Origin of the sequence: Azohydromonas lata (genome assembly GCF_034427735.1) — a bacterium.
GTDB classification, from domain to species: domain Bacteria; phylum Pseudomonadota; class Gammaproteobacteria; order Burkholderiales; family Burkholderiaceae_C; genus Azohydromonas; species Azohydromonas lata.
This window is the reverse complement of record NZ_JAXOJX010000055.1, coordinates 34,023-45,944: the sequence shown is the minus strand read 5'-3', so window position 1 is coordinate 45,944 and position 11,922 is coordinate 34,023. Positions and strand designations below refer to the sequence as shown.

At 66.1% G+C, this 11,922-nt stretch carries 9 protein-coding genes; 4 read left to right on the top strand and 5 right to left on the bottom strand.

What is annotated here, in order from left to right; genetic code table 11:
• Positions 1 to 62: 62 nt before the first annotated feature.
• On the bottom strand, positions 63 to 491 hold the full coding sequence (gspG, locus tag SM757_RS25810) for a type II secretion system major pseudopilin GspG (RefSeq protein ID WP_322467598.1): 429 nt from the start codon (positions 489 to 491) through the stop codon (positions 63 to 65).
• Positions 492 to 754: 263 nt separating this feature from the next.
• Between gspG and SM757_RS25805 the strand changes: the two genes are divergently transcribed.
• The 3 genes from SM757_RS25805 to SM757_RS25795 all read left to right on the top strand — a co-directional run bounded on the left by SM757_RS25805 (position 755) and on the right by SM757_RS25795 (position 3,386).
• Positions 755 to 1,537: a metallophosphoesterase gene (locus SM757_RS25805; protein WP_322467597.1), complete on the top strand. Its 783-nt coding sequence runs from the start codon at positions 755 to 757 to the stop codon at positions 1,535 to 1,537.
• Between the two features lie 30 nt (positions 1,538 to 1,567).
• Entirely contained in the window at positions 1,568 to 2,386 is an 819-nt protein-coding gene (locus tag SM757_RS25800; protein ID WP_322467596.1) for a 4'-phosphopantetheinyl transferase family protein, read from the top strand.
• Between the two features lie 421 nt (positions 2,387 to 2,807).
• Positions 2,808 to 3,386 carry a peroxidase-related enzyme gene (locus tag SM757_RS25795; RefSeq protein ID WP_322467595.1) on the top strand — a complete coding sequence of 193 codons (579 nt, stop codon included), beginning with the start codon at positions 2,808 to 2,810 and terminating at the stop codon, positions 3,384 to 3,386.
• A gap of 42 nt (positions 3,387 to 3,428) precedes the next feature.
• Here the strand turns inward: SM757_RS25795 and SM757_RS25790 are convergent, their stop codons facing one another.
• On the bottom strand, positions 3,429 to 6,356 hold the full coding sequence (locus SM757_RS25790; protein ID WP_322467594.1) for an ATP-binding protein: 2,928 nt from the start codon (positions 6,354 to 6,356) through the stop codon (positions 3,429 to 3,431).
• Positions 6,357 to 6,759: 403 nt separating this feature from the next.
• Positions 6,760 to 8,010 (bottom strand): phosphoglycerate dehydrogenase, encoded by a 1,251-nt coding sequence (gene serA, locus SM757_RS25785; protein ID WP_322467593.1) that lies wholly within the window; start codon positions 8,008 to 8,010, stop codon positions 6,760 to 6,762.
• A 372-nt stretch (positions 8,011 to 8,382) separates the two neighbouring features.
• On the opposite strand from serA, the gene SM757_RS25780 reads away from it, so the two are divergent.
• Positions 8,383 to 8,892: a hypothetical protein gene (locus SM757_RS25780; protein ID WP_322467592.1), complete on the top strand. Its 510-nt coding sequence runs from the start codon at positions 8,383 to 8,385 to the stop codon at positions 8,890 to 8,892.
• A gap of 291 nt (positions 8,893 to 9,183) precedes the next feature.
• On the opposite strand, the gene SM757_RS25775 is transcribed toward SM757_RS25780, so the two are convergent.
• Positions 9,184 to 10,140 carry a ParB/RepB/Spo0J family partition protein gene (locus tag SM757_RS25775; protein ID WP_322467591.1) on the bottom strand — a complete coding sequence of 319 codons (957 nt, stop codon included), beginning with the start codon at positions 10,138 to 10,140 and terminating at the stop codon, positions 9,184 to 9,186.
• A 16-nt stretch (positions 10,141 to 10,156) separates the two neighbouring features.
• Positions 10,157 to 11,440 (bottom strand): AAA family ATPase, encoded by a 1,284-nt coding sequence (locus tag SM757_RS25770; protein WP_322467590.1) that lies wholly within the window; start codon positions 11,438 to 11,440, stop codon positions 10,157 to 10,159.
• Positions 11,441 to 11,922: the final 482 nt, after the last annotated feature.

The window sequence follows — 11,922 nt, the reverse complement described above, 5'->3', positions numbered from 1 at the left end:
GGCCGCGCCCGCGGCGCCCTGAGCGGCGCCCGGCCGGGCCGCGGGCGGGAGCGCGCCCGCGCTCAGCGGCCTATGTCGGCGTCTTCGCCCTGCCCGCCCGGTGCGCGGTCGCGGCCCAGGCTGTAGAGCTCATAGCCCCGGCCCACCGTGCCCTGGAAGCGGTAGGCGAAGGGCGCGCCCCAGGGGTCCAGCACTTGGGCGTCGGGGTAGTAGGGGCCGCGCCAGCGTTCGCCGTCCGCGTCCGAGGGCCGCTGCAGCAGCGCCTGCAGGCCCTGGGCGTCGCTGGGGTAGTGGCCCACGTCCATGCGGTAGGACTGCAGCGCCTTGTTCAGCGCTTCGAGCTGCACCCGCGCCACGGAGGCTTCCGGGTGCTGCTGGCGCTGCAGCAGCCGCGGCGCGGCCACGCCCAGCAGCAGCGCCACCACGCCCAGCGTCAGCAGCAGGTCACGCCGCGCCAGGCCGCGCGGTCGCCGTCTCGTCGATGAATTCATGTCGGCCATGCAAAAGCTTTGTTCATGCGGGCGCTTGCCCACAGCAAAATAGTATGCCCGGCAATTGCAGAACCATTGCCTGTCCATAGGCCGAAAAGCTCACGCCATAATGCACCGGCGACCCACGCGTAGGCATTCTTCAACGCCTAAAATAGGAAAAACGGCGCCTGCCGCGTGCGCACCTGGAAATTGCCATGGAAAAACACCATGAATCAGCAAGCGACTGTCTATAGTTTTGCCGGCCCTGCGCCCAGCGCGGCCCAATGCGTTCAGGCCTGCATGCAATGAGAGTTTTTGCATTGTCCGATATTCACGTCGATTACGACGCGAACCTTCAATGGGTACGGCAATTGTCGCGCACCGATCATGTGGACGACGTGCTGATACTGGCCGGCGACGTCAGCCACCGGCCAGCCCTGCTGCTGGAATGCCTGGACACCCTGGCGCGGCGCTTTCGCCAGGTGTTCTTCGTCCCGGGCAACCATGATTTATGGGTGCTGGGTGACGCGCAGGGCGGCGACTCGCTGCTGAAATTCGCCCGCGTCCGCGAGGCCGTGGCCTCCTGCGGTGCCGGCATGGAGCCGCAGCAGTTGGGGCCCTGGTTTTTCATGCCGCTGCTGGGCTGGTATGACTATTCCTTCGGCGAGCCGGACCCGCAACTGCAACAGGCTTGGGCGGATTTTCGCGCCTGCCGCTGGCCGGCGCACATGCAGCCCGCGGACGTGGCGGCCCACTTCGAGGCCCTCAACCCCCAGGTGCAGCCGCCGGCGGGCAGCCGCGTGATCACGTTTTCCCATTTCATGCCGCGGCTGGATCTGATTCCCGCCATCGTGCCCAAGCAGCACCGCATGCTGGACCCGGTTTTGGGCAGCACGCGAATTGAAACCGCGCTGCGCGGCTTCAAGGCCGAGATTCACGTGTATGGGCACAGCCATATCAACCGGAATGTCGTGCTGGACGGCGTCCGGTATGTCAACAGCGCCTTTGGTTATCCGCATGAGACCCGAATCTCAGCCCGCCAATTGCTGTGCGTGGCCCAGGGCTGAGGTATTTTTTACGATCCATTTGAGACCGCAATGAATTGCAGCCCAACGATGGCCATGGACGCGGGCCAAATACACCTCTGGCTGGTGCGTGACGACCAGGTCACGGACGAGCGGCTGCTGGCGCCGATGCGTGCGCTGCTGTCGACGGCCGAGCGCGCGCAGGAGGTCCGGTTTCACTTTCCGCACGACCAGAAGCGCTACCTGCTCACGCGCGCGCTGGTGCGCACCGTGCTGTCGCGCTATGCGCCCGTGGCGCCGGCCGATTGGCAATTCGCCGCCAACGCCCAGGGCCGCCCCCGCATTGCCCAAGCCGGCGACGGCTGCCAGGGGCTGGACTTCAACGTCTCCCACACCCGCGGCCTCATCGCCCTGGCCGTGTCGCGCCACCGCAACTTGGGCGTGGACGTGGAGCAGGTCAGCGCACGGCGGGGATCGCTGGACATTGCGCAGCGCTTCTTTTCGCCGCCGGAGGCGGCCGACCTGGCCAGCATGCCGGAATGGGCGCTGCAGGAGCGCTTCTACGCGTACTGGACCCTCAAGGAGTCCTACATCAAGGCGCGTGGCCTGGGGCTGTCGCTGCCGCTGGAGCAGTTCGGCTTTGCATTCCCCGGCGAGAGCGAGGTGCGCTTGAGCGTGGACCCCACCCTGGGCGACGACGCCGCGCGCTGGAGCTTCTGGCAGATGCGGCCCACCCCCGAGCACCTGCTGGCCCTGTGCGCCGAGCGCTGCACGCCACAGCCGCCGCTGTTGACGGTGCGCGAGGCGGTGCCGCTGCAGGGCGAGCGCATCGTGCAACTGCCCGTGCTCAGGCGCAGCGAGGCGGGCACGGCGCCGGCCGCCCTGCCCTGAACGGCCCGCGCAGGCGTCATCGGCAAGACGGAAAACTCCTGTTTGGCGGCGTACTGCACGGCTGCATTAACCCCGGCCGTTGCCGGGCCAAGCAGGCTTATTCGCGAAACCACCGCCTTTTCATTGTCAAGGCGAAAAAGGCTTGCATAAAAACGAACGGTATGGATGCACCCATACTGTCGTCCTGGCGCGCAACGGCCTTATCTACTGAAAATAATCACTCCAGCCTCGAAAACCCAAGCGCAGATTTCCAATAAAAATCAAGTGGCACCAGACCTCCGTACCCTTGCAATCCTTGGCTTGTTGGACATCAACTATTTTCTGAGTGCAAATAAAATCGGACTATCGACTGATAGCGCACAAGGCGCATGGGCGCCTTATCATTGCGGCCATCCCTATCAGGACGACAAAGGAGACAGCAATGACACCACCCGAACAGGCTGCAGTGAGCCGTTTTCCGGTGCCGGCACTTGATGAGTTGCCGCAGGATATTCGGCAGCGGATTCTGGCCGTGCAGGAAAAATCCGGGTTCATTCCCAATGTCTTCCTGGCGCTGGCCCACAGGCCGGAAGAATTTCGCGCATTCTTCGCTTACCACGACGCGTTGATGGAAAAGCCCGGCAACCTGTCCAAGGCGGAGCGGGAAATGATTGTCGTGGCCACCAGCAGCGTCAACCAGTGCCAATATTGCGTGATTGCCCATGGCGCCATATTGCGCATTCGGGCTAAAAACCCGCTGATTGCGGACCAGGTCGCCGCCAACTACCGCAAAGCCGACATTACCGAGCGGCAACAGACCATGCTGGATTTTGCCCTCAAGGTTTCCCAAGCTGCCCATTTGGTTGGCGAGGCGGACTTTGAAGCGCTGAAAATACATGGCTTCGTGGAAGAGGACATTTGGGATATGACTGCCATTGCCGGATTTTTCGGCATGTCCAATCGCTTGGCCAATGTGGCCAATATTCGGCCCAATGCGGAGTTTTATTCCTTGGGCCGGTAAGGCCAGGCGCTGCTGAAGGGCAGCGGCCCCAGGGCAGCGGCCTCAGGAGGGCCGGCGCGCGTCGGGATACCAGTCGAGAAGCAGGGCCGACGCAGTTGTGAACCGCAGTGCGTCCAGGGCCTGGGCGAGCAGGCCCACCTTGTCGCGGCCGTGCCTGTCCTGCAGTTGCGCGCGCAACCCGTTGAAAAGCTCCAGCGCCGCCATGTCGTTGCTCTGCAGCGCGTCCAGCAGCGCCAGGATGCGCTCCATCGGCAGGCTGCCGACCTGATCCGCCTGATCGCCACGCGCCCCGGATGCCGGCGCGTCGTCCTCGCTGTCCGTCGGCATGGCCGCCAGGACTTCGCCCAAGGCCTGCTCCAGGTTGTCGAGCAGCTCCACCAGGGAGCCGACGCGTAGCTCCCGCAGCGCCAGCTCCAGCCGCTTGGCCTGGTGGACGACGCGGGCCGCCGAGAGATTGCCGGCCAGGCCCACCAGCCTGTGGACCCGCCCGGCGGCGGCCTCGAAGTCGCCTTGATGGATGTCGGCCCGCCATTGCCGCGGCGCATCGGCGTATTCGTCACGCAAGGTGCACAGCATGCGCAGGAACAGCCGCCGGTCGCCCATGAACCGGCCCTGGACCTGCGCACGGTCAATGCCGGCGATGACGGGGAAATCGCCGCCGTCACTCGCGACCGTGGGTGCCACCTCCAGCTTGGGCCGCAGCAGCTGCGCCGTGCAGCGCAGGATGCACGCCACCAGGTCCTCCAGCTCCAAGGGCTTGGCCAGGAAGTCGTTCATGCCGGCCTGCAGCGCGCGTTCACGCTGGGGCGGCAGCGCGCCCGCGGTGAGCGCGATCACCGGCACGTCGATCGCCAGCGGTTCGGCGCGAAGCCTTCTCGTGGCTTCTATCCCGTCGAGCCCAGGCATCTGCACATCCATGAGCACCACGTCGAACGCGGCCGGCGCGGCGCTCAGCCGCTGCAGCGCCTCCTGCCCATGGCTGGCGGTGGCGCAAGAGGCGCCTTCGAACGCCAACAGGTGCCGTGCAATGTCGAGGTTGGCCGGCATGTCGTCCACCAGCAGCACGTGCAGGCCTGCCAGGCGAGCCCCCTTCGGCGCCAGGGCCGCGGTGGCGGGCAGGGGCTCGGCGCTGAGCTGGAACGGCAGATGCAGCCAGAACTCGCTGCCCTCGCCCTGCCGGCTGTGCACACCGATCTCGCCGCCCATGAGCAGGATGATTTGCCGGCTGATCGCCAAGCCCAGGCCCGTGCCGCCATGGCGGCGGTCGGCAGCGCCGTCGGCCTGCTCGAAAGCGTCGAAGATCCTGTCCGTCTCGTCTGCCGCGATGCCGATGCCGGTATCGCGCACCCACAGGCGCAACTCCACGCGCCGTTCGTTTTCGCGAAGGCTCTGGACACCCAGGCAGACCTGGCCCTGGTCGGTGAACTTGAGGGCGTTGCCCACCAGGTTGTAGATGACCTGTCCCAGGCGCCGCGCATCGCCCCGCAACGGCCGCAGCAAGCCCGCGGGCAGCGGCTCCAGGGTGAGCTGCAGCCCCTTTTCCTGCGCCGTGGGCATGAGGGCATCGACGGCGTCGCCCAGCACCTTGGACAGCAGGAAGCTGCCGAGCTCCAGCTCCACCTTGCCGGACTCGATGCGCGCCAGGTCCAGCACGTCGTTGATCTGCGCCAGAAGCGACTGCCCCGCCACGCGCAGCGAGCCGACCAATTGCAACTGGCTGCCGTCCTGGACCGTGCGCTCCAGGATCTGCGCCGTGCCCAGGATGGCATGCAGCGGCGTGCGCATCTCGTGGCTCATGGTGGCCAGGAACTGCGACTTTCTCGTGCTGGCGTGTTCGGACTGCTGGGCATGGAGCTCCAGGCGGTGCTGGCGCGCCGCCGCTTGGGCGAGTTCCATGGCGTGGCGCTCGCCCTCCTGCGCACGCGAGCGCGCCACGGCGGCGGCGGCCATGTCCTCGCTGGCTTGGGCCAGCGTCCGGTACAGATGGTTGATCTCCTGCACCGCCGTGTCCGGCAGCGCAGGCAGGCGCTCGAACCGGCCCAACGCCGAGGACGAGCGCATCAGCTCCGTGATGGGCCGAACGATGCGCCGGGCGTACAGCAGTGCCAGGACGCCGGCCACCGTCACGAAGCCCAGCCCGCACAGCAGCGTGAGCCGCAGCGACTGGCGCAGGGGCTGCTCAAACACCTCGGTAGGCGCCGCGAACGCGACGGTCCAACCGCTGACCGCCGAGCGGTGGAACACGAGCGACAGGGGCTGGCCTTCGAAGGACGGGCCCGCAAGCTGGCCGAAATCGGCAGTGCGCGCGCCGTCCCGCACCCACGCCGGGGCCGGCTTGCCGACGTACCGCTCCGCGGCACGCGAGCGGGCGATCACGATGCCCTCGCCATCGATGATGCCGGCCACCCAGCCCGCCGGAATCAGGCGCTCCTGGAGGAAGCGCACCCAATGCGCACCGGGGATCACGGCGGCCAGCGAGGCGCCCGGATGGCGTGCACCCACGGGCACGTGGATCGCCGTCGCATCGGTGCCCGGCAGCTTGCTGGCGTAGGGCTCGGACACGGCGGGCCGGCCACCGTCCAGCGCGTGGGCGGCGCTGCGCCATGCGTCATCCGCTATGGCTGGCCCGGACGAACGCGACAACGGGATGACGGTGCTTCCGTCGTCCTTGGCCAGCACCACGGACGCCCAGCCGGGATGCCGGCTGCAAACGGCCTCCACGCGGGCTTGCAAGGCCTGCGCGGTGAGGCCGGCCTCCTCGGCGTCCACCGTCAAGGCCTGCAGCGCCGCGATCGTGACCTGGAGCTCTTCGTCCAGGGCATAGGCCATGGCCGCGACGGTCTGCTGCATGCCGCGCTCCACGGACTGGCGCTGGATGCGGGCGTTCCAATAGATCAGTCCCGTCGTGAGCGCAAGCATGGGCAGCATCGTCAGCAGTACCAGCACGATGACGTGCGAGCGCAACTTCATGGCGTTCAACTACTTCGCTGTTCTCGCAGCCGTCGCTGCAATCTCTTTGGCCTGAACGATACATGCGCGCTCCTTGCGCTTTGCTGACCACCGCGTCCTGGATGCAGACGCGGACGGGCCGCCGCGAAACCGGCGCAGCGGCTGCGAAGACCGGCGCGCCTGCAAGGCTCAGACTGGATATATGCAACAGGTAATCGTAATAATCTGATATTCAAAAATTTTTATAGAAATTGGCATTCAAGCGTTTGGCGCTCGTTTTCGTTTTCGCATCAACGGCTTACGAGAACAAGCCAGCGCGCTGCTCCAAGAGTTCGCCCGCTGCAGGCTTGCGGCGGCAGCATGGATGGCGTTTGCAGTCGCCCGCCTTGTCGCTTGCGACTGCGTGGCGACGTGTGTCGAGCGGTCAGTACAGCGTGCGGCAGCGGATGGTGCCTTCCACGCTGCACATCTGCTCCAGGGCCACCTGGCTGGCGTCGGCTTCCACGTCGATGACGACGTAGCCCACCTCGTCGTTGGTGCGCAGGTACTGGGCGGCGATGTTGATGCCCGCCAGCGAGAAGCGCTCGTTGACGGCAGCCATCACGCCGGGGACGTTGCGGTGGATGTGCAGCAGCCGGCAGCGGCCGGTGTGCTCGGGCAGCGTCACCTCGGGGAAGTTCACCGCCGTCGCCGTGGAGCCGTTGTTGCTGTAGCGCAGCAGCTTGGAGGCGACTTCCAGGCCTATGCTGGCCTGCGCCTCGGCCGTGGAGCCGCCGATGTGCGGCGTGAGCAGCACGTTGTCGAAATGCGTGAGCGGCGAGCGGAAAGAGGTGTCGTTGCCCTTGGGCTCCTGCGGAAAGACGTCCACCGCGGCGCCGTGCAGGTGGCCGGACTCCAGCGCGGCGGCCAGCGCCTCGATGTCCACCACCGTGCCGCGCGAGGCATTGATGAGGTGGGCTCCCGGCCTCATCGCCGCGATCTGCGCCTGCCCCACCATCCACTGTGTGGCCGGCGTTTCCGGCACGTGCAGCGTGACGACGTCGCTTTCCGCCAGCACGGCGGAGAGGGAGGCCAACTGCCGCGCGTTGCCCAGCGACAGTTTGGCCTCGATGTCGTGGAACACCACGCGCATGCCCAAGTGCTCGGCCAGCACGCCGACCTGCGTGCCGATATGGCCGTAGCCCACGATGCCCAGCGTCTTGCCCCGCACCTCGAAGGACCGCTCCGCGCTCTTGAGCCATTCGTTGCGGTGCAGCGCCGCGTTCTTGTGCGGTATGCCCCGCAGGAGCATGACCACTTCGGCAATGACCAGCTCGGCCACGCTGCGCGTGTTGGAAAACGGCGCATTGAACACCGGGATGCCGCGACGCATCGCCGCGCGCAGGTCGATCTGGTTGGTGCCTATGCAGAAGGCGCCGATGGCCGCGAGCTTGGGCGCCCGGGCCAGCACCTCGTCGGTGAGCAGCGTGCGCGAACGAATGCCCAGGAAATGCGCATCGGCAATGGCGGCGACCAGCTCATCGCCCGCGAGTGCCTTGGGAGACGTGACGACCTGCGTGTAGCCGTCATCCTTCAGCAGCTCGACGGCACCGCGATGTATGCCCTCCAGCAAAACGAATTTCAACTTGTCCCTGGGCATGGAGTGGCGCGGGGAGGCGGATGAGGTGGCGGACATGGCTGGCTGCTCGGAGTGGGTGGCCCAGGGAAGCGGCAAAACGTGTTCCAAGGCACATTGGGATTCCGCGTGGGCATGCCGCACGCCCGGCATGATCCAGCGTCGCGAGCACCCCATCCGTCTCTCATGTCCTGCCCGTTTCTGGCCCCGCGTCGTCTTGCCGCCTGCATGCGGACCGCGAAGCGCGCTCTGCACAATGCCCTCGCCAAGCTGCATCGCCTGCTTTTTCGGGGCTGGGCACCGTGGGCCGGTGCACTGGCGGCGACGGGGGCAGCCGCGGCGTTTTCTCCGGCTTGGGCGCTGCCCGCTTACGCCCTGGGCGCACTGGGCAGCCGGGTGTGGGTTCGCCATCGCGACCTGGAGCCGCAGGAAATGGCCCTGGCACAGGCCGTCTTCGGCAAGGCTTTTCCGTTTGGGCGGCGCATCGTCGTCACAGACCTGTGCGGGCTGGGCGGCACTTGCTTCGTTTGCCCGGGACTGGGCAGGCAAATCCTGGTGAACCTGGGGGGACGCGCATTTGCGCAGCCCACACGCTGCTGCAACAGCACTTACCACGCGCCGGGCAAATTGCTGGTGCATGAGTTGGCCCACGCCTGGCAGATCGCCCATGGCCATTACTACCCTCGCGTGTGGCGCAGGCTGCTGGCCGGCCCAAACGCCGGCGATGCCTTCTACCGGCCACCGCCGTCACTGTCGCCGCCATGGGCCGCGCTCAACCTGGAGCAGCAGGCCACCGTGGTGGACGAATGGTTTGCGCCGGGGCGGCTTGGACCTGACGGCTGGGCAGGATCGCCGGGCATGTCGCCACACCATCCGTACTGGGACTACGTGTGCGCCGTTATCCAGGACGAGCACGGTGGAGTCAGCGATGACCTGGGATGAACAGCCTTGGTCGCGCACTCGATGGCATCTGAGCGTTGAACAGCGGCTTGGACGCCGTCCCTACTAGGGACGACGAGCAGGCAGCGCCCACCACGAGTGCGGCGCAGAAGCGCGTGCCACCGCCGACACCATTCGTCCCTAGTAGGGACGAGAGGCGGGTTCGGCATATTTGGCGTTGGAGACGAATCGTCCCTAGTAGGGACGGTGTGCCGAACAGACCGGAACCTATAGGGGAAATAAAAAAGCCCCGGTCCAAGGAACCGGGGCTCTTCGTGGCGAAGTGGCTGCCGCTTATTGCGACTCGGTACGCAAGCGCAGGTAATTCATGATGGCGTTGACGGCGCCTTCGGCCTCGCTCTCGTCGCTGAGCTTGATGGCCACGCGCGAACCTTTCACGGAGACCATGGCAAACACGCGGTCCTGGTGCATGACGCGCAGTTTTTGCGTGCCCACCACGGCGGCACGCGATGCGGCGGACGGCTTGTCCTGCGTCGCAACCTCGGCACTGGCGGCCAGCGCGCCAAGCTGCCTGATGGCCTCGTCCTGTGTGGTGCGCTCTTCCACCAGTGCCTTGACCACCTCAGTGACTTGCCCGGGATGCTGCTTTGCAAAACCAACCAGCTTTTCCGCTGCGTTGGCGCCCAGCGCGGCAGGGCGCGTCTTGAGCAGGTCGACGGCTTCAGCCGGCAGCTTGGCGAAGGAGAAGAAGCGCGCGACCTGCGACTTGCTCCAACCGGACTCCTTGGCGAGGTCGGCATAGGAGCTGTCGCGGGACTTCTGGCGCTGGGCAAAACCAAGGTACTTCTCGTAGTCGCTCAGCGCGGGAGCAAGCAGGTTGTCGAAAAAGACCAGGCGCTCGGCCTCGTCATCGGTGAGGGCGATGACGGTGGCGGCGATCTCCTGGCGCTGCAGTTGCGCGAAGGCGGCCTTGCGGTGGCGGCCGGCGATGAGCTCGTAGCGCCCATCGGCCTTCTTGCGCACCACCACCGGCGAACTTTGCGGGTTGTGGCGCAGGTTCTCGGTGAGCGCGTCCACGCGCAGCGCGTCCAGCGCACCGACGTGGTAGGGGCCCTCGTCGATCTGGTCCAGGCGCAATTGCAGCGGGGTGCCGCGCTCGGCGCGCTCCTCCACTTCGCGCAGCAGCGCGATGGGTGCGGAGACAGAACGGTTGCGGCGTGGGCCCGGCTCGGCCGGGGTGGAAAGGATTTGCGAGGTCAGCTCGCTCAGCAGTGACTTGCCGGATGCCATGTGCGGTCTCCTGCCTTCAGGCCGGGTTGGCGTTGCGCCACAGGGTGCTGCGCGTCATGTGCTCCACCAGGTCCACCGCCTTGTCGTAGGCGTCGCGCGCGCGCAGCAGCGTCTTTCGGCTGCCCACGTACTTGGAGATGTCGTAGACCGTGTTGAGGCTCATGCCGCCCACGCGCACCGCGGCGGTTTCGGGGATTTCGAGGTTGAGCAGGTGGCGGCCGAAGCCGTCCTGCATCCACTTGAGGATCTCCTTGGTGTGCAGCTTGGTGTTGTCCACCTTGCTGGGCACCACGCCAATCCACGAATACACCTTGCTGGCCAGGCCGCGGTCGGTGCCGGCGAGCTCGGCCATCATGGAAAAGAACTGGCCGGAGCTGGTGAAGTCCAGCCCTTCCGGCGGCAGCGGCACCAGCAAGGCGTCAGCGGCCCAGTAGGTGGTCATGGTCAGGTAGGACAGGGCCGGCGGCGTGTCGATGATGATGAAGTCGTACTCGTCACGCGGGCCCAGGCGCAGGGCGTTCTCCAGCACCTCCAGGAACAGGAAGTTGGGCTCGGCCGAGTTCTTCATCAGTGCCGCCTGCTGGCGTATGGGCAGGAAGAACTCACCGGCAAACAGCGAGGAGTTGCCCGGCACCAGGTCGATGCCGTCCCAGTAGCTGGCCTTGATGGACTCCTGCAGCGTGGAGCGTGCGCCTTCGCGGTCGCGAGGCAGCATCAGCGGCATCACGGTTTCCTCGGCGTCGAAGTCCGTGGGCGTGAGGCCGAACAGCGACGTGAGCGAGCCCTGCGGGTCGTAGTCGATGCATAGCACCTTGTAGCCGCGCAGCGACAGGCCCTGCGCCAGCGACATGCTCAGCACCGTCTTGCCCACGCCACCCTTGAAGTTGCCCACGGTGATGACGGCACCCTGCTGCCCCTCGGCGCGGTGGTGCATGGAGCCTTCGGCCCGCACCCAGGCGCGCGCGTCTTCCAGCGTGAACATGCGGTTGCGCGAGGCGGAGGCGCCTTCTTCGGACACGGCCTTCTTGCCAGCGCCTGTGGGCAAGCCGCGTTCGCCGGCGCGCTGCAGCAGGCGCTTGAACTTCTCGTAGGACTGGCCGCACAACTCGGCCACCTGCGCCGCGTTGAACACCGGCGGCGCCTTCATGCCTTCCGGGCGGAAGATCACCTGTTTGATGCGCTCATTCAGGTTCGTGACGCGCTCGCCCAACTGCTGCAGGTCCTCCATGGACACCGAGCTGGCCGTTGTCACGGCGTCCTTGGTCCGGCCCTGCGCCGCCCGTTCGTTGGCCACTTCCATGCGTATCCCCTACTCGTTCATTCGACGGGCTGCACTGTAAACCAGGCTCATGCCTGCGGATCGCACTTTGCATCGCCAAGCAACACACTGACCGTCAAATTCGTGTTTTCACCAAATCCACGGTTGAAGAGTTATTGACCATCGAATACCGGACCAACAATCGCCCGTGGAAGGCCACCAAGCCCCAAAAGGGCTCACCCCAAGCCCGGCTCCCTGGGGCAGAACGGGCGGGCCATCCCGTGCGACAAGGGTCGAACCGAAATACCGCTTTTCAAAACGCTGCCCAAAACAGCTCACCTTGCTGACCCAGGCAGCCCCAAAACCGCTCACCTGAAGCCGTTCGTGAGGGTTTCGCCGCAGTCCCCAAAACGGCTCACCTCTGGACACCGGCCGGCCCGACAGGATCGGCCCAAAAAAGCTCACTCCAACGCTCGCCGTATTGCCCCGGAGTTGCCACCTGCTTTCCCCAAGAAAGCTCACCT